General features: G+C 47.3%; 17 protein-coding genes, 1 tRNA gene and 1 pseudogene. 3 read left to right on the top strand and 16 right to left on the bottom strand.

From position 1 onward, the window contains the following. Positions 1–255: 255 nt before the first annotated feature. Entirely contained in the window at positions 256–1,014 is a 759-nt protein-coding gene (locus ACO0LE_RS18340; RefSeq protein ID WP_422961777.1) for an IclR family transcriptional regulator, read from the bottom strand. A gap of 668 nt (positions 1,015–1,682) precedes the next feature. On the opposite strand from ACO0LE_RS18340, the gene ACO0LE_RS18335 reads away from it, so the two are divergent. From ACO0LE_RS18335 to ACO0LE_RS18325, 3 genes are all read left to right on the top strand, one after another. Next, the gene (locus ACO0LE_RS18335; protein WP_422961776.1) at positions 1,683–2,675 is read left to right on the top strand and encodes a hypothetical protein; all 993 of its coding nucleotides are present in this window, start codon (positions 1,683–1,685) and stop codon (positions 2,673–2,675) included. A 329-nt stretch (positions 2,676–3,004) separates the two neighbouring features. Beyond that, complete coding sequence (locus ACO0LE_RS18330; RefSeq protein ID WP_422961775.1) at positions 3,005–3,493, top strand: hypothetical protein; 489 nt, start codon at positions 3,005–3,007, stop codon at positions 3,491–3,493. 20 nt (positions 3,494–3,513) lie between these two features. Continuing rightward, positions 3,514–3,747, top strand: coding sequence for a hypothetical protein (locus ACO0LE_RS18325; protein WP_422961774.1), 234 nt, complete (start codon positions 3,514–3,516; stop codon positions 3,745–3,747). A gap of 296 nt (positions 3,748–4,043) precedes the next feature. On the opposite strand, the gene ACO0LE_RS18320 is transcribed toward ACO0LE_RS18325, so the two are convergent. The 15 genes and pseudogenes from ACO0LE_RS18320 to tuf form a co-directional block, all read right to left on the bottom strand. Further along, positions 4,044–4,511, bottom strand: coding sequence for a cache domain-containing protein (locus ACO0LE_RS18320; protein ID WP_422961773.1), 468 nt, complete (start codon positions 4,509–4,511; stop codon positions 4,044–4,046). 247 nt (positions 4,512–4,758) lie between these two features. Continuing rightward, positions 4,759–6,351 (bottom strand): methyl-accepting chemotaxis protein, encoded by a 1,593-nt coding sequence (locus ACO0LE_RS18315; RefSeq protein WP_422961772.1) that lies wholly within the window; start codon positions 6,349–6,351, stop codon positions 4,759–4,761. A gap of 470 nt (positions 6,352–6,821) precedes the next feature. Beyond that, the gene (locus ACO0LE_RS18310; RefSeq protein WP_422961771.1) at positions 6,822–7,502 is read right to left on the bottom strand and encodes an SPOR domain-containing protein; all 681 of its coding nucleotides are present in this window, start codon (positions 7,500–7,502) and stop codon (positions 6,822–6,824) included. Positions 7,503–7,506: 4 nt separating this feature from the next. Continuing rightward, the gene (locus ACO0LE_RS18305; protein WP_422961770.1) at positions 7,507–8,322 is read right to left on the bottom strand and encodes a type III pantothenate kinase; all 816 of its coding nucleotides are present in this window, start codon (positions 8,320–8,322) and stop codon (positions 7,507–7,509) included. 404 nt (positions 8,323–8,726) lie between these two features. Beyond that, entirely contained in the window at positions 8,727–9,518 is a 792-nt protein-coding gene (locus tag ACO0LE_RS18300; RefSeq protein WP_422961769.1) for a biotin--[acetyl-CoA-carboxylase] ligase, read from the bottom strand. A 91-nt stretch (positions 9,519–9,609) separates the two neighbouring features. After that, the gene (rpoC, locus tag ACO0LE_RS18295; protein ID WP_422961768.1) at positions 9,610–13,839 is read right to left on the bottom strand and encodes a DNA-directed RNA polymerase subunit beta'; all 4,230 of its coding nucleotides are present in this window, start codon (positions 13,837–13,839) and stop codon (positions 9,610–9,612) included. Between the two features lie 98 nt (positions 13,840–13,937). Beyond that, complete coding sequence (gene rpoB / locus ACO0LE_RS18290) at positions 13,938–18,044, bottom strand: DNA-directed RNA polymerase subunit beta (protein ID WP_422961767.1); 4,107 nt, start codon at positions 18,042–18,044, stop codon at positions 13,938–13,940. A gap of 237 nt (positions 18,045–18,281) precedes the next feature. Further along, entirely contained in the window at positions 18,282–18,653 is a 372-nt protein-coding gene (gene rplL / locus ACO0LE_RS18285) for a 50S ribosomal protein L7/L12 (protein WP_262838747.1), read from the bottom strand. A gap of 50 nt (positions 18,654–18,703) precedes the next feature. Beyond that, positions 18,704–19,240 carry a 50S ribosomal protein L10 gene (rplJ, locus tag ACO0LE_RS18280; RefSeq protein WP_422961766.1) on the bottom strand — a complete coding sequence of 179 codons (537 nt, stop codon included), beginning with the start codon at positions 19,238–19,240 and terminating at the stop codon, positions 18,704–18,706. Positions 19,241–19,544: 304 nt separating this feature from the next. Then, entirely contained in the window at positions 19,545–20,240 is a 696-nt protein-coding gene (gene rplA / locus ACO0LE_RS18275; RefSeq protein WP_422954807.1) for a 50S ribosomal protein L1, read from the bottom strand. Beyond that, complete coding sequence (rplK, locus tag ACO0LE_RS18270) at positions 20,240–20,671, bottom strand: 50S ribosomal protein L11 (RefSeq protein ID WP_262838750.1); 432 nt, start codon at positions 20,669–20,671, stop codon at positions 20,240–20,242. The genes rplA and rplK overlap by 1 nt, the downstream gene beginning before the upstream one ends. Positions 20,672–20,800: 129 nt before the next feature. After that, complete coding sequence (gene nusG, locus ACO0LE_RS18265; protein ID WP_422961795.1) at positions 20,801–21,394, bottom strand: transcription termination/antitermination protein NusG; 594 nt, start codon at positions 21,392–21,394, stop codon at positions 20,801–20,803. After that, on the bottom strand, positions 21,394–21,777 hold the full coding sequence (gene secE, locus ACO0LE_RS18260; protein WP_422961765.1) for a preprotein translocase subunit SecE: 384 nt from the start codon (positions 21,775–21,777) through the stop codon (positions 21,394–21,396). The genes nusG and secE overlap by 1 nt, the downstream gene beginning before the upstream one ends. Before the next feature lie 36 nt (positions 21,778–21,813). Continuing rightward, positions 21,814–21,889: transfer RNA gene (locus ACO0LE_RS18255), tRNA-Trp, on the bottom strand. A 79-nt stretch (positions 21,890–21,968) separates the two neighbouring features. After that, positions 21,969–22,222: pseudogene (gene tuf / locus ACO0LE_RS18250) on the bottom strand (elongation factor Tu); the annotation flags it as partial.

Genomic DNA, 22,222 nt, shown 5'->3' with positions numbered 1-22,222 from the left:
AATCCGCAGACTGCATGCGGCTTTCCAAGGCATTTCATGCTAACAGGCGCATCCTGCTTGCGGATTCTGTTTTGGAAACTCTTCAACATCTCTAAATTGAAAATCCCTGCCGATAGGACAGATGCAAAAATCAAGACCTCTCACAACAGAAACACAGAAACATAGAAACACGGAGACACTGAGAAAAGCAGGAGTAAGGTTGCCATCAAATATCGATTCAAGGGTTTGCAGCAGTTCCTTTTCATCTCATGCCGGTTAGTGATCACGTAGTTTTTGACCAATGCGCGCTGCCGCTGCCATGGTCATCTGGATATAGTCAGCATGGCGTTGCTGGGCTCGGCTGACAGGTGCCATCAAAGACAGACTCGCTTCCAGTTTATCTTTCGATGAAAAAACCGGTACGCTGACACCCCAGACACCCTCATCGATTTCGTTCTCAGTGATGGCGTAATGTTGCTGGCGTATTGCCAGTAATTGCGCTTGCAATACTTCCCGCTCTTTTTCCGGGAGCGAGCGCATCTGATCATCCTGAACCGCTTGCGGCAAATAGGCCAGCAAGGCTTTGGCGGATGCCCCACGCAGCAGTGAATTTGCACTGCCTTTCGTAAATGAACAGCGCAGGGCTTGCTGACTTTCTTGCATATCGAGGCAAATCAACTGACCGTTCACATGCACTAATAAACCGACACTTTCACCTGAACGCTGCACCAGTTGCTCGATTTCTGAGCGCGCCTCCGCCATCAGATACGAATGATGATCAAAACCCCAGGCAAGCTGCATTGCCAGCGGACCCGGCTCATACAAACCACTCTGTCCATGTTCTTGCACCAGCCCCCATTTTTTCAGCGGCGCGAGCTGGCGATACACCGTGCTCAACGGAATACCTGTCTGCGCCGCGATGTCACGTGCCGCCATACTCTGCCCCGCACGGGCAATACAAACCAGCACCTGCAACACCCGCTCGCTTGATGGGATCGCACTCAATACCGCCTGATGAATAGGATGAACGCTCATAGGATTACACGCCAGATGAAGATCTCATCCTAACAGCGTATTCCAGAATTTCAAGGGTCGATTCCCACAATATGAGAATTTAGAACGAATTAATATTTACCGCAGCGAGATCGCAGAGATGATCTGACACAGTAGGCGCACTTGAAAGCCCGTCAACCACACTCTTCCAACGCGAATTATTAAAATCATCCATCTCTCACAGTGCTTCTCTACATTCCCCAAGAAACAAAGTTATTGATAGTTGCTATTTCGAAACAAATGTAAGCATTTCATCAATGATTAATGAATTCATGTTGCTAAATAATTGCTTATTAAATATTGTTAAGTAGTAAAAAATGATTATTTAGATAATCATTATAAATACCTGCATTGCTGCTTGCTGACTATTCTCCAACTAGCAAAGCTACCAATCAATAAGAAGCAAATATTAAGCTTTATCAAGGCCCAGGGGCGCGAATTTTGGGAAGCTTGATTTATAAAATTGTTGGGAATAAAACTATACACACAGTTACCTACGCCGACAATGGAACTGAGGATTGGATAGTCAATCCCGCAATATCGTCAATTTCAGTATTGCAACAACCAGTACCTGGGACCTTAGTTCCAGGTACTGGTAACGCTGAGCCTAGCGCTAATTGCCCTAAAAATACTTAACTGGAGATTTTCAAATGAAAACCCTGACAACATTCAAAATGCTAATAAGCATCATTACATTAAGTGTTGTTGCGATAGCTGCCTATTTCTATACGCAAAACCCAGAGCGCCCCTTAACACAAGTCAGTGCCCCCACATCCGAAGCCACTGTACTAAACGCTGCCAACGACCTTGCTCGAGTAGGCACCAATTTTCCACCAAAAATAGAAAAGAAATCATCAACTTTTGAACTGGCAATAAAATATTCAACTACTCGTGATATGCGTGCATTTGTTGAGTACGCAAAACAGCATCCAGAGTTAGGCGGCGGGTATTATGCCGCAATAGGAATGGGCGAATGTTTGGTCGTTAAAGATTATATTGTTCAAGGAAAGCCCACACTTAATTATGACGCTAAACGGTCACCAGAAATTTATGCCAAGCGCCAACAAGCCTTTGAGTCATTAAAAACTTTATGCCAAAGCTTTTTACCCGATGAAATAACACAAGATGCCCTTGCAAAAACGCACAAGCAGAGCATAGAAAAGAACGATATTTTCTCAAAAATAATAAGTGATCAGTTACAAGCAGCCGCCACAGCCGATATTACTCAAAGGCTAGAAAGTATGCGTGTAATTAAAGAAAAGGTGATGGCAAGCAAAGACCCTTTGCTTATCGATAATTTCAGCTCTTTATTAAGTGAACCAGTTAATCAAAAATTCGATACTTACTGGCTAGATGGTAAGCCCTACAACGGGACAAGTGAAGAAACCAATATAATGCAATATGCATGGCGTCTAGTTCCCTGCTCACTTGGTTTGGTGTGCGATGAAACAAATCATTATGTTTCAATTACTTGTTTGAACCAAGATATTTGCGCTAACTCTCTCTCCGATTTATTTCGCCAAAATTTAGAGAGGTCTGGAGATAAGGACGGAAAACAATTTCAACAGGTTTTGCAGTTACAGAAGCGCTTAACTGAAATTGTTCAAAATGGCGAATTCACTGCGTTTAAACCGAAAACCTAAGCAGTCGCTGTTTAATTTCATCAAGTAGTTTAATTAAAGCCACAGGGTGTGAACCTTGTGGCTTTTTCGTTGAGCGCCGGTTGGCTACCGAAAAAAATTTAGACAAGCTAATTTAGCTGCAGGCGCGGGTACTAAAGTGCCGAATGGAACAAAATTTAACGTCACTTACGCTGATGGTGGTACGGAAACTTGGATTTGGAGGGGATTTATGTCTGCATCAAATGTGCCTGAAATTGTAATGTCTCCAACTGAAAACATTACGCGTAGTGATGGCGTTGTAAAACCGAAAGCCTGCGCCAATGGTTAATCAGTTTTAGGTTGAAGGTATCATGAAAAAAATTGCTTTCTTTGCCCTGGTCGTTCTAGGCGGTGTATTTGCCTATCATTTTATTTTTAATGAGGAGGCGCGCATCACGCCAATGTTCACGCTGGATGATTCACACTCTCAAACAAGTGTAAAACCAAATAAATGGTTTGCCGAAGTCATTCCAGAGCCGCCGGGGAAAGCAATCTCAACGACAGATAAATCAGAATCTCAAAAACTTCTAGCGCAGTTTGGTCAATCCAGGAACTTGAGAGCTTTTATTGCGATTGCCAAAACAAAACCATCAGAAGGCGGTTTATTTTTAACCAAGATAGCGCTTGTTGAATGCCTAAAAATGCCGTTGACTAAAGAATTGGAGACCTCCTCAACCTTGAAATATGATCAATTTGAAAGCCATCAATTAGCTTCTGACAAGCAAAAGGCGCTCTCATTTCTTCAGGATCGATGTTCCGGCATATCGCCAAGCGAAGCTAGAGCTGAGCTGAGCTGGTAAGTTTAGGAAAAAATCCGAATGTGTCACTCGATCCTCTATTACAGATCAATAAAAAGTTGAGTGAAGCAAAAAGCGTAGCTCAAAGGGAAAGTGCTTCAAAAGCAGTTTTGATCACGGGTGATCAATTTTTGATCACTCAATGGGGAAATCAAATGGGACTGACAAACACAATCAATGGGGGAAAGCCACCGTCTCCAACTGACGAAAACGCCTATGGCTTGGCTTGGCTTGGCGTCTGGTTGGCTGCGATTTAGGTATGACATGCAATGAACAAGACGTTGAAGTTCAATCGTCTTGCTACTATTTCGATGCCTGTGAAAAAAACAAAGTAGATATGCTGCGCAAACTGGTTTCAATGGATAAAGAAAACGCCGTTGATTTCAACCAAGTAATCGCCATGAAAGACAGGACCGTGAGGGCAGTAAAAGATCAAAGAACGGACGTTTTTTTTCATTAAGCAATATCAATGAGGAATTGATAAGCCTTCATCGCAGCATTGACGCGGCTTCCCAAGGCATTTCAGCCTGGAAGCCGTGTCGCTATTGCGGAATCACTTATAAATACCGCAAGCAAAGTACAGATCATCGATCCGCTCTACATAAGTACTTTTCTTTTCCAGCTCTTTGGTAGTCGGGTTCGGCCATTTATAGTCGACCCAGCCTTTGCCTTCTTTGCTGTTGGCGACCTCATTCATTTTTCGGACAAAATAGACACCGTCAACATCTTTCAGATCGCCCAGCGATTTGCCGATCAGCTTAGGATTTGCACCGTGTGCCATGGTTGGTCCGCCGCTCTTTAACGCACCGGCAAAAATATATAAATCCTTGACGATAAATTGTCCCTTAGGGTCATTGATCTCCGCAAAAGTTTTGTCCTTACCGTTTGCTTTGTAATACGTGATGACTTTTTTCACCAGATCCGTTGCTTCCTGAGCGGAGCCATGTTCAGAGGCGAACGTGGTGTGGGTGAAGAGTAAGCTGAGTAAAACTGTAAAAATATATCTGTATGCTATTTTCATGTTGTCTCCTTTTTATCGTTCTGGATAATCGCCGTTATTTGCTGGCGGTTTTAGCATAATCTATTGTCGGCAGGGATACAAACTTCTTCTGATTTCTTCTCGCAATGTAGCTCAATGCCCACAAGTCAGGGTATGAGGAGGTTACCCCAGAGGAGATACAAAGAACATAAGATATCAGGTCTGTCAGGAAGGCAGACCACAGATAATTGAAGCAACGGCAGGTAGATCAGCGCAGCAGAAAAGTCGCTTAGCGGACTGCGTGCGCAAGTTTAAAGGTGCCCACCACTTGTGATAATTTGGCAGCTTGTTCATGCAGGCTGGAGGCTGCCGCGGCGGCTTGCTCTACAAGAGCCGCATTTTGCTGCGTCATCTCATCGATGTGTACGATGGCGAGATTGATCTCGCTGATACTCACGCTCTGTTCGTTGCCGGCCTCTGTAATTTGGGTCATGATCTCCGCTACGTCCTGTACCGACACGACGATATCGCCCATGGTTTTTCCTGCTTTTTCTACCAGCTGGTTTCCTGTGTTTACCTGGCTCACCGATTCGCCAATCAGCGTTTTAATTTCCTTCGCGGCGCCAGATGAGCGCTGCGCCAGATTCCTGACCTCTGACGCGACAACGGCAAAACCTCGACCTTGCTCACCGGCGCGGGCTGCCTCTACGGCGGCGTTCAAGGCCAGAATATTCGTCTGAAATGCGATACTCTCAATTGTCCCGATGATGTCGCCGATTTTGCGGGAACTCTGCTGAATCGTGCTCATCATATCGACCACCTGCGATACTACTTGCTGCCCTTGCGTAGCGACTTGCGATGCGGACGACACCAGTTGATTGGCTCGCTGTGCGTTGGTCGCATTCTGCTTCACCGTCATTGTCAGTTGTTCCATGGTGGAAACGGTTTCTTCAAGTGAACTGGCCTGTGATTCGGTACGGGCCGAAAGATCATTGTTACCACTGGCGATTTCGCTCGTCACGACCGTCAACTGATCAGTACCGCTGCGAACGCTTCCGACAACGCCGGTCAATCCTGTACCTATGCCATTGATCGATTGCATCAATTGACCAATCTCGTCGCGACGGCCAATATGCAATAACATCGTTAAATCACCAGCAGCTAATTTTTGCGCTCCCCTCATCGCATCCTGCAACGGACGACTTACCATCGCCTTAATCAAGCTATTCATCAGCACTGACAATACGCCGACGGCAACGATGGCTGTCAGCATTGCCCAATTACGCAGGCTGGCAACTTTTTCGCTTTGCTGAGGTGCTAGTTCTTGCAGATTACCACTCAGAACAGCGATAAAAATTAGGACTAATAAGCTGACTAGGCCAAACACCGTCAGGGACACCTTGGTACTAATACCCATCTGCGCCTGATTACTGACATTGATACCGACAAATAGAATCCCAATGATCGCGCCAGAAGCGTCTTTGACCGGGTTGTATTGTGTGATGTACTGAATTCCAAACAAAGTCGCATAACCAATGTATGACTCTCCCTGGATCAACCGTTTGTAGCCCGGATGGGCGCGGTCCAGCGGTGTGCCGATCGCCCGATCTCCGTTTTCTTTTTTGATTGAAGTAGAAATTCGCACAAAATCGTCGCCATCTTTGACGAAAACAGTAGCGGCTGTGCCCGTCTGCCTGAAAAATCCATCTACCAGAGAAAAATCCATGTTAATGACGGTAGAACCATGTTGCAACACCGGCGTTAAGCGTCCGCCGACCTCAATTAGCTGCGTCCGGTCCAGTCTGATCTCACCCTTTACAGCTTGTTGAAACTGTTTGGAAAAATGCTTCATCCGGCTTTTTTGCGAAAGGAGTTTGTTCATCTTACTTACCTTACATTATTGGAATGTTTCTTCAGCAAATCCAGAATCGCGCTATGACATCAGGACAGTCTAGGGGGGCACAAAAATAACTATTTTTTAGGCGCAATAAAGTATTACTGAAGCTAACCATTCCAGCAACACTTAAAGGTGATATTTTTACAGATTTTTTGGCGATGTAAATTGAAACACAAATGGTCAGACAAGCCCTACGACATGCGAGTGAAAAATGTCTGGGATTGCACATACCAAAATCAATCGTAATCAGAAAAAATACTATGAAGCAAAACTGATGCCAGAATCTCAGCCCGAGGTGGCTAGTGACGCTAAACGAAATACAGCGCGTACGCTAATTTATCTAAAACGAATGACGTCCTAGCTCTGTACAACTGCAAAAAATCAAGAACATTGCAATAAATTAAGCGCATGATTAACTATTCGTACCTTAAACAATCTCACGATCCTGTCAGGGCTTAATTCCGACTATATGGTGTGGCCTGGCAGTTGCGGACTTCTTGTGCTGCGAAATCGAGTTTGATGACGTCAAAGCGGGATTTTTCATCGGCATTGAGGGCACGCAGCTGGTAGGCGAACTTGTTAGTAGTAATGGTGCGCGGGCCGATACGGGCGCTGTGTACGCCTTTGTTATTTAAATTGGCGAGATGTGCTTTGGCTGCTTCTTCCGTTTTAAACACGCCTAGCGAAATACCAAATCGCAGGTTTGACTGATCTTGTACGATGAAAAAGTCGGTAATGCCAAGACGACGTAATTCGCCGGCTTTTTTCTCTGCTCCTTCTTTACTGCCTTGCGATGGAATGAACACCATATTGGTAGCGACATCCATCACATTAATACGCGATTGACGCTCACCTAAAGCGAGAGTCTTCAGTTTTTCTTCCACTTTTGGGGCATCTGCTTGCGGGAAATTACCGATCTCGAGGCAGGCGACGATATCATTCTTTTTCTCCGCCGGAACTTCGGAAGGCGCCATGGCGAGACTGGCCGAGATCAGTTGCAATTGGTCGCTCTGAAGCTGCTTCGTCATGCGCTGTGGCTCGTGCGTATCCATCTCCCAGGTACCGAGATAACCTAAATTGAACGCCAGCAGAGCTGCGTTGAGTACCAGCAAACTCCAGAAAAAAAATCTCAGCATAGGTTTATCTGTTCTTGTTAGGGAGCGCAGCATTAGCAGGCACGTCGCCAGGTGCGTTCGTTGATGAGGCGACAAGCGCCAATCCGGTCAAGACCAGATTATCCACATGCTGGCAGGTGATGCCAAGATGGGGCAGCAGATATGTTGCCGCGCCACCAGAAATGAGACAGATCACGTCTTGCTTGCGCTGAATTGCCCATCTCGCCACCGCTCTCTCAATCGCACCGGTCTGCGCATTGATGCAGCCGCTGACAATCGCGTTCTCAGTGTGGTTGGCAAACAGATTGTCCAGGTTGATGCTTTCTGCTACTTGCGGTAACTGTGCGGTATTTTTTGCCAGCGACATCGCCATAAGTTTCAGACCGGGCAAAATCATCCCGCCATGAAATATGCCGTCGGCACTGATTGCATCAATCGTGGTCGCTGTACCACAGGTCGCCACGATGAGATTGTGACCTGGATATAAGGCGTGTGAGGCAATTGCGGCGGCAAACCTGTCTGCCCCCAACTGAGCAGGCTGAAGATAGGCATTGTGAAGACCCGCTGCATAACCGGATGACGCGAACCATTCGGGTTGTACCGCGGGAGCGGCTAAGGCTAACTGGTCGGCGATACGGCTTTTGACCTCAGCTCCTGCGACATTGGAAATGAGGATCTGTGTAATGACAAACTGGCGCAAAATCTCGGCAAGATTGTCGAGTTCGGCATGGCTGACAGAACCCTGATGCTGCCATACCGGCGGCAACGCCACCGGTGTGCCGGACAGCTCCGGTATCCCCCATTTAATGCGGGTGTTGCCGGCATCAATCAATAACAGCATGGTGGCATGACCTTTAAGTATGTTGTCATTATCAGGACTCACACATAAACCAAAATTTCTTTACTCCGGAGGGGAACGAGAAAGTGAACAATTTCTATCGATCACTCAGATAGGCAAACTCAGCCTTATCAACAGAAATGTTCAAAAGGGAGCTTCTAAAAACCCTTTGGTCGATAGTTGATGAAACCACTTAGTCCTGTCTTTTCCCTTTGCCTCCGTCTCTCTGTGGTGAGAGGTTTTGGTCTTGGTTCTCGTGTCAGCCCTACCAATGTAATATTTCAATGTGGAGGTTTTTTATAAGTGCCAAAAAGGAATCCGCAATCCAGGCGAGCCTGTTAGCACGAAATGCCTCTGAAAGCCGCATCCAGCCTACGTATTCATATTTGTGTATCTAAAAAACGTACTCAACTAAGCGGACGTAAGGATACATCACCGGCAAGCACAGTGACTTGACCACCTTCTGTTTTCAGCAACAGGCATCCTGACTCATCGACGCCAAGCGCCGTTCCTTCGTGCAAAACCACGCCTCTATCGACTATTTTGACAGCCTGCCCTGCATAAGCATGCAAAGCATTCCAACGCAACATAAACGCGGCAAATCCTTGCTGCTGAAATTCACCGAGCGCTCTTGCTAAGGCATTTAACAAGTGTGCTAACAGGAGATTCCGGTCCATTTGCGCCAGCCATGGCGCGTCTGCTACCGCCTGTCCGATTTCCACCTCTAAAACATCTGGTACGCGTAAATTTAAACCTATTCCGATGACCGCCCACATCGCATCGTTATCCACATGGTCAGCTGCGGTCTCGATTAGGATCCCGGCAAGCTTTTTATTCTCTTTGAGAACATCGTTAGGCCATTTTAATTGCACCAGTACGCCTAAGCTGATCAGCACTTCGGCGATGACCACACCTATCGCCAGCGGCAGGCCAGACAAAGCTTGTGCGCTTTTGGTAAAACGCCACGCCAGGGAAAAGGTGAGCATGCCACCCGGTACTGAATGCCAGACGCGTCCAGCGCGACCGCGTCCTGCGGTCTGACTCTCAGCGACACGCAGGACAGGTGCATATAAATGGTCAATCCTAGCCAACAGATCCGCATTGGTCGACCCTGTTTCCTGCACGACTTCGACATCCACTTGCGATCCACAGTGATCACGCAGTAACAGAATTTGGCTGGTATTAAAAATACGGTTCATTGAGTTTTTAATTTGCTGGATAAATATAAAAAAACGGCACCGGAGACTAGCTGCGGTGCCGTTTTGCTGACGATTATCTCGTCAACCGATGTTACGCGTCACCGTCTGCCACATCGGAAGAGGCAACTTCCGGTGCAGGCGCGAATGCCGCTTTTTCAGCTTGCAGCAGGGCTGTACGTTCATCGGCTTCCCAAGTTTCTTTCAACTTGCGAGCGCGGTGGAACGCCAGACCTGTACCAGCCGGGATCAGACGACCAACGATGACGTTTTCTTTCAGACCGCGCAGGGTGTCTTTCTTGCCCATGATCGCTGCTTCTGTCAGGACGCGTGTTGTTTCCTGGAAGGACGCTGCCGAAATGAAGGAATCTGTCGACAGAGACGCTTTAGTAATACCCAGCAAGATATTTTCATACGTTGCAGGAATACCGCCAGCAGCAGCCACACGATCGTTTTCACCCAACAGATCAGAACGCTCAACTTGTTCACCGACGATGTAATTCGCATCGCCCGGATTAACCACAACAACACGACGCAACATCTGACGCACGATCACTTCGATGTGCTTGTCATTGATCTTAACGCCTTGCAAACGGTACACGTCCTGTACTTCATCGACGATGTAGCGTGCCAGCGCTTCGATGCCTAACAAACGCAGGATATCTTGTGGATCGGCCGGGCCGTCAACAATCATCTCACCTTTGTTCACGACTTGACCGTCGTGTACCAAGACTTGTTTGTCTTTGGTGATCAGGAACTCATGCTTCTCGCCGTCCATGTCGGTGATTTCCAGGCGTTGCTTACCTTTGGTTTCTTTACCAAACGCAACCGTACCAGTGACTTCAGCCAACATACCTGCATCTTTTGGTGAACGTGCTTCGAACAATTCAGCAACGCGTGGCAGACCACCGGTAATATCACGAGTCTTTTGTGATTCAGTCGGAATACGCGCCAATACTTCACCCACGTGTACTTGCTGGCCGTCTTTGACGGTAATCAGCGCACCTACCTGGAAGCCGATTGTTACTGCGTGCTCAGTGCCAGAGATCTTGACCTCTTCACCTTGCTCGTTCAACAGCTTGACTTGTGGACGAAGTGTTTTACCTGCTGCACTACCACGACGTTTCGCATCGATCGCCACCAGAGTAGACAAACCGGTTACTTCATCAACCTGCTTCGCAACAGTGACGCCTTCTTCGACGTTTTCGAATTTCACGGTACCTGTGTACTCAGTGATAATCGGACGTGTCAACGGATCCCAGGTTGCCAAGGCTGTACCAGCTTTGATCACCAGGCCGTCCTTGACGATCAGGGTTGCACCGTAAGGTACTTTATGACGTTCACGTTCACGACCGTGGTCATCCGTGATCAAGACTTCGCCTGACCGGGAAATAACGATCTGGTCACCTTTACCGTTCGTGACGTAACGCATCGTTGCTGTGAAACGAATCGTCCCGTTAGACTTAGCTTCAACAGAAGAAGCAATCGCTGCACGGGATGCCGCACCACCGATGTGGAACGTACGCATCGTCAACTGAGTACCCGGCTCACCAATCGACTGAGCAGCGATAACACCGACTGCTTCACCCGCATTGACCAGAGAACCACGACCCAGATCACGACCGTAACACATTGCGCACAACCCGTAGCGTGTGTCGCATGTCAATGGTGTACGGACTTTGACTTCGTCGATACCGAGGCGTTCGATTTCTTCCACCGCGTTTTCGTCGAGCAGAGTGCCTGCATCGTACAGATTCGCTTGTGTTTCCGGATTGACGATATCGTTGGCAGCTACACGACCCAAGATCAGATCACGCAAAGGCACATTCACTTCACCGCCTTCAACAATCGCTTTCATGGACGCGCCATTCGCTGTACCGCAATCATCTTCGATTACGACCAGATCTTGGGTTACGTCAACCAGACGACGTGTCAGGTAACCGGAGTTCGCTGTTTTCAAGGCCGTATCGGCCAGACCTTTACGCGCACCGTGAGTAGAAATAAAGTACTGGAGAACGTTCAGACCTTCGCGGAAGTTCGCGGTAATCGGTGTTTCGATAATAGAACCATCCGGTTTCGCCATCAGACCACGCATACCTGCCAACTGACGAATCTGGGCGGCAGAACCACGCGCACCGGAGTCGGCCATCATATAAATCGCGTTGAAAGATTCCTGAGTACCGACAGTGCCATCACGACGGGTGACTGGTTCAACTTTGAGTTGTTCCATCATCGCCTTACCGACTTCATCACCGGTCTTACCCCAAATATCGACCACTTTGTTGTAACGTTCGCCAGCAGTGACCAAACCGGAAGCGTATTGCTGTTCGATTTGTTTGACTTCATGTTCAGCTGTTGCCAACAATGTGACTTTTTGCGGTGGTACCAGCATGTCATCGATACAAATCGAGATACCTGCACGTGTCGCGAGTCGGAAACCCATCTGCATCAGTTGATCAGCAAAAACGACCGTTGCACGCAAGCCACATTTACGGAACGATGTATCGATCAGTTTGGAAATTTCCTTTTTCTTCAACGCGCGGTTCAGCACGGTGAATGGCAAACCTTTTGGCAGAATTTCTGACAAAATCGCGCGGCCAACTGTGGTTTCGTAACGTTTGATCGTTTTAACGAATTCGCCAGTTGCCAGGTCTTTTGGATATTCAGTGATACGAACAGTAATACGTGTTGCCAGCTCGACTTCCTTGTTGTCCCAGGCGCGGATCGCTTCTGAAACGTCAGGGAACATCATGCCTTCGCCTTTGCCGTTAATAGCTTCGCGAGACGCGTAGTACAGACCCAAAACGATATCCTGCGAAGGCACGATAGACGGTTCGCCATTGGATGGGAACAGAATATTGTTAGAAGCGAGCATCAATGTGCGGGCTTCCATCTGTGCTTCGATAGACAAAGGTACGTGAACCGCCATCTGGTCACCGTCAAAGTCGGCATTGAAAGCTGCGCAGACGAGTGGATGCAATTGGATCGCTTTACCTTCGATCAGGACTGGTTCAAACGCCTGAATACCAAGACGATGCAGCGTTGGTGCACGGTTCAACATGATTGGATGTTCACGAATCACTTCTTCCAAGATATCCCAAACCACTGGTTCTTGAATTTCAACGAGTTTTTTCGCTGCCTTGATCGTTGTCGCTAAACCCATCAATTCCAATTTATTGAAAATGAATGGTTTGAACAATTCCAAAGCCATCAATTTTGGCAAACCGCACTGATGCAATTTCAGTTGCGGGCCGACCACGATAACGGAACGACCGGAGTAATCGACGCGCTTACCCAGCAAGTTTTGACGGAAACGACCGCCCTTACCTTTGATCATTTCTGCCAAAGATTTCAGAGGACGTTTATTCGCGCCTGTCATTGCCTTACCGCGACGACCATTGTCTAACAATGAATCGACCGCTTCTTGCAGCATACGTTTTTCGTTACGCGTAATGATTTCCGGAGCGCGCAATTCCATCAAACGCTTCAGACGGTTATTACGGTTAATAACACGGCGATACAGATCATTCAGATCGGAAGTCGCAAAACGACCGCCATCGAGCGGAACCAATGGACGTAACTCTGGCGGCAGAACCGGCAGCACTTCCATGATCATCCAGTCTGGCTTGATACCGGAGCGCTGGAATGCTTCCAGTACTTTCAGGCGTTTCGCGTATTTCTTGATCTTGGCTTCAGATTTCGATTCTTTCAACTCGGTACGCAGGGTTTCTGCATCACGGTCAATGTCGATGGAGCGCAGCAACTCACGAATACCTTCAGCACCCATGAATGCGGTGAATTCATCACCGTGTTCTTCGTATTTTGCAGCGTAATCGTCTTCCGACATGATCTGGCATTTTTTCAGCGGAGTCATGCCTGGATCGGTCACAACATAGGCTTCAAAATACAGAACGCGTTCGATATCACGCAACGTCATGTCCAGTACCATACCCAGACGGGATGGCAGAGATTTCAGAAACCAGATATGCGCTGTAGGCGAAGCCAGTTCGATATGACCCATGCGTTCACGACGCACTTTCGCCAGAGTCACTTCAACGCCGCATTTTTCGCAGATCACGCCACGATGCTTCAGTCGTTTGTATTTACCGCAAAGGCATTCGTAATCTTTGATCGGGCCAAAAATTTTGGCGCAGAACAAACCGTCACGTTCTGGCTTGAAAGTACGATAGTTGATGGTTTCCGGCTTTTTAACTTCGCCGTAGGACCATGAACGGATTTTTTCTGGTGACGCAAGACCAATTTTGATCGCGTCGAATTGTTCATTTGGCTGAACTTGCTTGAATAAATCGAGCAGGGCTTTCATGTATCACTCCAGTTGGTGTGAAAAATTTGTTACTGAACCAGGCTTACAAATCAACCACGATCAAACCCGTGGTTGATTTTTTCCTACCGCATACTCGCTTATTCGCGTTCCAGATCGATGTCGATACCCAGTGAGCGGATTTCTTTAACGAGAACGTTAAAGGATTCCGGCATGCCTGCATCGATAACGTGATCACCCTTGACGAGATTTTCGTACACTTTGGTACGTCCATTCACGTCATCGGACTTCACTGTCAGCATCTCTTGCAACACATAAGACGCGCCGTACGCTTCAAGAGCCCAGACCTCCATCTCACCGAAACGCTGACCACCGAACTGAGCTTTACCGCCGAGTGGTTGTTGTGTAACGAGTGAGTAAGGGCCTGTAGAACGCGCATGCATCTTGTCATCAACCAGATGGTGCAATTTCAGTACGTGCATGTAGCCAACGGTGACACTACGCTCAAACGCTTCGCCAGTGCGACCATCGTACAGGGTGACCTGATTTTTCGATGGCGTCATGCCGAGTTGTTTAGCGATATGGTCAGGATAAGCAAGATCCAGCATGCGGCGAATTTCAGACTCATGCGCGCCGTCAAATACCGGCGTCGCGAAAGGCACACCGTTTTTCAGGTTGGCAGTCAACGCCAGAATATCCGCATCGGACAAGCCATCGATATCCTCTGTCTTGCCGGACTCGTTATAGATCTGCTTCAGGAAACCGCGCAACTCTTCAACCTTAGCCTTTGCTTTCAGCATCTCGCCGATACGCAAGCCCAGACCTTTAGCCGCCCAACCCAGATGCACTTCCAAAACCTGACCAACGTTCATCCGTGACGGAACACCCAATGGGTTCAACACGATGTCGGCTGGTGTACCGTCAGCCATATAAGGCATGTCTTCGATAGGAACGATACGGGAAACCACACCCTTGTTACCATGGCGACCCGCCATTTTGTCACCAGGTTGCAGACGACGCTTAACAGCAAGGTAGACCTTGACCATTTTTTGCACGCCTGGCGGCAGTTCATCGCCCTGTGTCAGCTTAGTACGTTTTTCTTCAAAAGCGAGGTCGAACTGATGACGTTTTTCAGCGATGGAATCTTTAATCGCTTCCAAAGCTTTAGCTGCATCATCATCCGCCGGACGAATATCAAACCAGTGATATTTATCCAGATCAGCTAAATATTCCTTAGTGATCTTGCTACCCTTAGCCAATTTAGCCGGGCCACCATTAGCGACTTTACCGATCAACATACGTTCCAGACGCTCAAATGCATCGCCTTCAACAATACGTAACTGATCATTCAAATCAAGACGATAGCGCTTCAGCTCATCATCAATAATTTGTTGAGCACGTTTGTCGCGCTGTATGCCTTCGCGAGTGAACACTTGCACATCGATGACAGTACCGACCATGCCGGATGGTACGCGCAAAGATGTGTCTTTAACGTCAGAAGCTTTTTCACCGAAAATCGCGCGCAGCAGTTTTTCTTCTGGTGTAAGTTGGGTTTCGCCTTTTGGCGTCACTTTACCCACCAGAGTATCACCAGCAGTGACTTCGGCACCGATGTAGACGATACCTGCTTCATCCAGGCGTGCTAATTGATTCTCAGCCAGATTAGAGATATCACGTGTGATTTCTTCTGCACCTAATTTAGTATCACGGGCAACAACCGACAATTCTTCGATATGAATCGAGGTGTACCGGTCATCAGCGACTACTTTTTCAGAGATCAGGATCGAATCTTCGAAGTTGTAACCATTCCAAGGCATGAACGCAACGAGCATGTTTTGACCCAGCGCCAACTCACCCAGATCGGTGGAAGCGCCGTCAGCCAATACGTCACCCTTCGCAACCATGTCACCAACCTTAACGATAGGACGTTGGTTGATATTGGTATTTTGGTTGGAACGTGTGTACTTGATCAAATTGTAGATATCAACACCGACTTCACCGGCTTGTGCTTCAACGTCATTCACGCGAATCACGATACGGCCAGCATCGATGTAATCTACTTTACCACCACGCAATGCTTGTACCGTCGTACCGGAGTCGACTGCAACGGTACGCTCAATACCAGTACCGACAAATGCTTTCTCTGGACGTAGGCAAGGAACTGCCTGACGTTGCATGTTGGCACCCATCAACGCACGGTTCGCATCATCGTGTTCAAGGAATGGAATCAACGATGCCGCAACAGAAACCACCTGGCCAGTTGCAACGTCCATGTACTGGATACGTTCCGGAGAAACCAGAATCGTTTCGCCAGCTTCACGCGCGGAGACCAGTTCATCAACCAGTGTGCCGTTGCCGTCAATTGTTGCATTTGCCTGAGCGATGATGTAACGACCTTCTTCGATAGCGGACAGATAATCGATTTGCTGAGTGATTTTACTGTCAACCACTTTACGGTATGGCGTTTCTAAGAAGCCATATTCGTTCAGACGCGCATACAAGGCCAGTGAGTTGATCAGACCAATGTTTGGTCCCTCTGGTGTTTCAATCGGGCAGACGCGGCCATAATGGGTTGGATGAACGTCACGGACTTCAAAGCCAGCGCGCTCACGTGTCAAACCACCAGGTCCCAGCGCGGAAATACGACGCTTATGCGTGATTTCTGACAATGGGTTGGTCTGATCCATAAACTGGGACAACTGGGAAGAACCGAAGAACTCACGAATCGCAGCAGAGATAGGCTTGGAGTTGATCAGGTCATGCGGCATCAGGTTGTCGGCTTCAGCCTGACCCAGACGCTCTTTGACAGCACGCTCTACACGTACCAGACCAGCACGGAATTGGTTCTCAGCCAATTCGCCGACGCAACGTACACGACGATTACCCAAGTGATCGATATCATCGACTTCGCCGCGACCATTGCGCAACTCAACCAGAATCTTAATCACAGCCAATACGTCTTCGTTCGACAGAGTCATTGCGCCTGTCAGTTCATCGCGACCAATACGGCGATTGAACTTCATACGGCCTACTGCGGACAAGTCGTAACGCTCTTCGCTGTAGAACAAGCCATTGAACAGGGCTTCAACAGAATCTTCTGTTGGTGGTTCGCCAGGACGCATCATACGGTAAATCGCGACACGGGCAGCCATCTGGTCTGAGGTGTCATCCGTACGTAAAGTCTGGGAAATGTATGAGCCTTGATCCAGATCATTTGTGTACAGAGTTTGAATCGTGCTGACTTTTGCATCGCGCAGACGACCCAACAACTCTTCGGTCAACTCATCATTAGCGTTCGCAATCACTTCACCAGTGTCGCCATCAATAATGTTTTTCGCAATAACGCGACCAAGCAGGTAGTCTTCAGGTACAGAAATATGCTTGATCCCTGCAGCATCAATTTCACGCACATGCTTTGCATTGATACGCTTATCTTTGGCGACAATCACTTTGCCAGCTTTATCAGCGATATCAAAACGTGCAACTTCACCACGCAAACGCTCAGAAACGAATTCCATTTCAGCGCCATCGTTATGCAGGGTGAAATTATCAAACACGAAGAAATTAGCAAGAATCTGCTCATTATTCATGCCAATAGCACGCAACAAAATAGTGACTGGCATCTTGCGACGACGGTCAATACGGAAGAATAAAATGTCTTTTGGATCGAATTCAAAGTCGAGCCAAGAACCACGGTAAGGAATAATCCGTGCTGAGAACAGCAATTTACCGGAAGAATGTGTCTTGCCGCGGTCATGTTCAAAAAACACGCCCGGGGAACGATGCAACTGAGACACGATAACGCGTTCAGTCCCGTTAATTACGAAAGAACCGGTTGTCGTCATGAGCGGCAATTCACCCATATAGACTTCTTGCTCTTTCATTTCTTTGACGACAGGTTTGGTTGGAGATTCTTTATCCAAAATCACCAAACGCACCTTGGCACGTAAAGGAGATGCGAAAGTGAGACCACGCTGTTGACATTCCTTGACGTCAAAAGCAGGATCACCTAAAACATAGGATAGAAATTCGAGACGTGCGAACCCGTTATGCGACACGATCGGAAAAATGGACGTGAAGGCTGACTGCAAGCCCTCATTTTTACGTGCCGACGCTATTTTGTCGGCTTGCAAAAAGCCCAAATATGACTCGAGCTGGGTCGCCAGCAGGAACGGAACGTTGTGAACGTTAGCGCGTTTCGCAAAAGACTTACGAATGCGCTTCTTCTCAGTAAATGAGTAGTGCATGGACACTCCGTTAGTGACAAGGAAGGATGGAGAATTCAGGATTCCAATGGTAATTCAACATTACAAAAAGAAACCTCAAGTCTCAGCCCTTAACCTCGGGAACTTCAAAACCGGCAAAAAGTATTACCGAAACAACAAAATATGAACGACAAAGAAGCCAAAGAGGAACCTTCTCTTCCGAGAGGATTCCTGTCTTTGACTTAGGCAAATCCTGAGACCTGCCATAATACCGCGAAATTACTTGATGTCAGCTTTCGCGCCAGCATCTTCCAATTTCTTTTTAGCTGCTTCAGCATCAGCTTTTGCAACAGCTTCTTTAACAGCTTTTGGTGCACCATCAACCAGATCTTTAGCTTCTTTCAAGCCCAGACCAGTGATTTCGCGAACTGCTTTAATAACGCCAACTTTGTTTGCGCCAACTTCAGACAGAATTACGTTGAATTCTGTTTGCTCTTCAACAGCAGCGGCAGCAGCACCAGCAGCTGGACCAGCAGACATTGCAGCAGCGGAAACGCCGAATTTTTCTTCGAATGCCTTAACCAAGTCGTTCAAGTCCATTACGGACATCGCGCCTACGGCTTCCAGGATATCGTCTTTGCTAATTGCCATTTGAAACTCCAATTTATAAATTACATTAATACGGTATTTGACGAAAAATCTTATTCAGCAACTGCTTCAGTAACTTCCGCTACCGGCGCTGCAGGTGAATCAGATTCTTTCTTTGCGGCGAGAGCTGCCAGAGCACGTGCGAAGCCAGATACAGGAGCCTGCATCATACCCAACACTTGCGCCAACAATACTTCACGGCTAGGAATGCTTGCCAATGCGATAACGCCAGCTTTATCCAGCGATTTACCAGCATAGTTACCTGCTTTGACAACCAGCTTGTCATTGCTTTTTGCGAAGTCTTGTACAACTTTAGCAGCAGCAACAGCATCTTCCGAGATCGCATAGATCAACGGGCCAGTCATTTCAGAAGCGAGGCTTGCAAATGCAGTTCCCTCGACAGCACGACGTGCGAGTGTGTTTTTCAACACGCGCATGTACACGCCCTGAGCACGTGCGTTAGCACGTAATTGCGTCAAATGACCGACCTGGATACCACGATATTCAGCTACGACGATAGTCTGTGCAGTTGCAACTTTTGCAGAGACTTCAGCGACGACAGCTTTTTTATCATTCAGATTGAGACTCACGGTCAACCTCCAATTATGATATTCAGTCTTTACATCAGGATGAAGTAAAGCCCTCATATCGTTTCGAACACGGCGTCCGAAGTTAGGAGTTTTACTGGAAGGCCAGTATGTAACTACAAAACTTGATCGGGTACACCATCTGCGTTGGGTACTTAAGATAACTCTCTTGCGATTTAACTTTATGCCTTAGTACGAATTCAACACATAAAGCCCAACGGTCTTTGACTCTCTGCCCACCTAATTACTTGGTCGGACAGCCCAAAGATTCGCCATACATTTTTAAATGTATGGACTTAATTCTTTATTACGCAGCCAAGTTGCCGTGATCTACACGTACGCCAGCGCCCATTGTGGACGACAGAGATACTTTACGCAGATACACACCTTTGCTGGAAGCTGGCTTTGCTTTATTCAAAGCTTCAACCAATGCCAACAAGTTCGCTTTCAAATCAGCATCAGCAAAAGATTTGCGACCGATTGTCGAATGAATGATACCGGCTTTATCAGTACGATATTGCACTTGACCAGCTTTTGCATTTTTAACTGCAGTAGCAACATCAGGCGTGACCGTACCAACTTTTGGATTTGGCATCAGACCACGTGGGCCGAGAACCTGACCCAACGTACCAACGATACGCATTGTGTCCGGGGATGCGATAACGATATCAAATGGCATATCGCCAGCTTTGATGCGCTCTGCCAAATCTTCCATACCAACGATATCAGCACCTGCCGCTTTAGCTTCCTCAGCTTTAGCACCTTGTGCGAATACCGCTACGCGAACAGTTTTACCTGTACCGGCAGGCAACACAACAGAACCACGAACAACCTGGTCAGATTTTTTAGGATCTACGCCCAGTTGCACGGAAACGTCGATGGATTCATTGAATTTCGCAGTAGCGCATTCTTTGATCAAAGCAATCGCGTTATCGAAAGAATATACTTTCAGACGATCTACTTTGGTTTTAAGCAATTTTGCTTTTTTGGATAACTTAGCCATTACAATCCCTCTACCGTGATACCCATGGAGCGAGCAGAACCAGCGATCGTACGCACTGCTGCGTCCATATCAGCGGCTGTCAAATCAGGACGCTTCAAAGTCGCGATTTCTTCTGCTTGCTTACGTGTCAATTTACCGACTTTATCTGTATGCGGCTTAGCGGATCCTTTAGTGATCGCAGCGGCTTTTTTGATCAGATAAGTTGCTGGAGGTGTCTTCATCACAAACGTGAAAGACTTATCCGCAAACGCAGTGATCACAACAGGGATAGGCATACCTGGCTCAACACCTTGCGTCTGTGCGTTAAACGCTTTGCAGAATTCCATGATGTTCAGACCACGTTGACCCAATGCTGGACCGATAGGTGGGGATGGATTTGCTTTACCAGCTGGGACTTGCAGCTTGATAAAACCGATGATTTTCTTTGCCATGATGGCTCCTTCATTAATTGAGTAGTAGCGCCCAACAAGGCATTTCTGCTTTACTGGGCTCCTCTGTTACTTCACTTCAGTTTAAACACCCACCTACAATGGCATCACGCACTGAAAAGCGCTAATTCTTTATACCTTTTCGACTTGAGCAAACTCAAGCTCAACCGGAGTCGCACGACCGAAAATAGTGACCGTCACGCGAACTTTTGATTTTTCGTAATTCACTTCTTCAACATTGCCGTTAAAATCAGTAAATGGACCGTCTTTAATACGAACAACCTCACCTACTTCATACAGTACTTTTGGCCTTGGCTTTTCAACGCCATCTTGCATCTGCTGCAAAATCTTATCGACTTCGTGCTGAGGAATTGGCGACGGCTTATTAGACTTACCACCGATAAAGCCCGTAACCTTGCTAGTATTTTTTACCAGATGCCAAGTGTCGTCTGTCATTTCCATTTCAACGAATACATAACTAGGAAACAAACGACGCTCAGTTACCGCTTTTTTACCATTTTTTACTTCAATCACTTCTTCGGTGGGCACCAGAATCTGACCGAACTTGTCTTGCATTTCTGCGCGCTCAATACGCTCAGTCAATGCGCGCTGTACACTTTTTTCCATGCCAGAATAGGCATGAACTGCGTACCATCTTTTAGCGCTTTTAGGCACAGAAACCGCTGGCTCCGTACCTTCTTGATTTTCCTGAATGTGCTCAGTCATTATTTTTTCCATCCAAGAATTACGTCATACAGCAGAAACTCGAGAAACTTGTCAGTGCCCCAGAGGAAAATAGCCATCACCAACACAAAACCGAATACCACAGCAGTGATCTGACCAGCCTCTTTACGAGTCGGCCAAACTACTTTCTTCGTTTCACGCACAGCTTCTTTAGCAAACAAAACGAAGTTACGACCTGTTTCAGACACCGAGATCAAAGCAACTGCCACCAACAAACCTGCAATCAATGCAGCAGCACGTATATAAGCTGGCTGACTAACAAGAACATAAAAAGCAGCAACACCAGCAACCGCAGCAACTACCGCAAGAATGATTTTGTACTTATCATTCGAAGTGCTGACTGTTTGTACAGATTGGTTAGACATACTTTATTTACTTTCGGCGCCCTGCGGCCTTGTTGATGGCAGGGGCGGTAGGAATCGAACCTACAACCTTCGGTTTTGGAGACCGACGCTCTGCCAATTGAGCTACACCCCTACAGCTTAGAACCACTTGATGAATATAGCGACCTTGGCAAGTCGCTATATTTATTTAGAACTAATTGTTGCTACTTCTATTACTCAATAATTTTAGCAACGACACCAGCACCAACAGTACGACCACCTTCACGGATCGCGAAGCGGAGACCTTCTTCCATCGCGATCGGGTTGATCAGCTTGACTGTGATGGAGACGTTGTCGCCTGGCATGACCATTTCTTTGTCTTTCGGCAACTCGATCGAACCAGTCACGTCCGTTGTACGGAAGTAGAATTGTGGACGGTAGTTGTTGAAGAATGGTGTATGACGACCGCCTTCGTCCTTGGACAGGA

The organism is Undibacterium sp. Xuan67W (assembly GCF_049340165.1).
Lineage (GTDB): Bacteria > Pseudomonadota > Gammaproteobacteria > Burkholderiales > Burkholderiaceae_D > Undibacterium.
This window is presented reverse-complemented; position numbering and strand designations above follow the sequence as displayed.